Annotated in this window: 1 protein-coding gene; it reads left to right on the forward strand. The window is 68.1% G+C overall.

Translation table 11 applies throughout. The annotated features are described in order from the left end of the window. Positions 1 to 623 (forward strand): calcium-binding protein (locus AC27KI_RS26770; RefSeq protein ID WP_487116932.1); only part of this gene is annotated, 623 nt, incomplete at both ends.

The following is a 623-nucleotide window of genomic DNA, read 5'->3' on the forward strand; positions in this document are numbered from 1 at the left end:
CACGCTGGACGGCGGCGCAGGCGCGACTGGCTGGAGGGCGGCACGGGCTCCAACACCTACCGGCTTCGGCCGGGGCGACGGCCCAGGACACCATCGCGTTCAAGAGCGGTGTTCGCGATGGCAAGCCCGGCGTGCTGCAGTTCAAGGACGGCGTGACCGCCGCTGACCTGGGGCTGCGCCAGGTCCACGACACCGTGCACGGCGGTTATTCGCTGGAGGTGTCGATCAACGGCACGCCCGACAAGGTGACCATCCAGGGATTCTTCTATGGCGACGATCCCGAGGCACCCTACAGCTCGGTGCAGCGGTTCCAGTTCGCCGATGGCTCGGCGTTGGACATTGCCACCATCACGGCCCAGTTGTTCGCGGGCACGGCCTCGGCCGACACCCTCTTCGGCACCAACGCAGCCGACACTCTTCGTGGCGGTTCGGGCAACGACAACCTGTGGGGCGCCGCCGGCAACGACACGCTGCTGGGCGGGGATGGCGACGACGGGCTCTATGGCGAGGCAGGCGACGATGTCATCGACGGCGGCGCAGGCCGGGACTGGCTGGAGGGCGGCACGGGCTCCAACACCTACCGCTTCGGCAAGGGTGATGGTCAGGACACCATTGCGTTCAAG

The sequence above is a fragment of the Acidovorax sp. KPB24-03 genome, assembly GCF_057546605.1.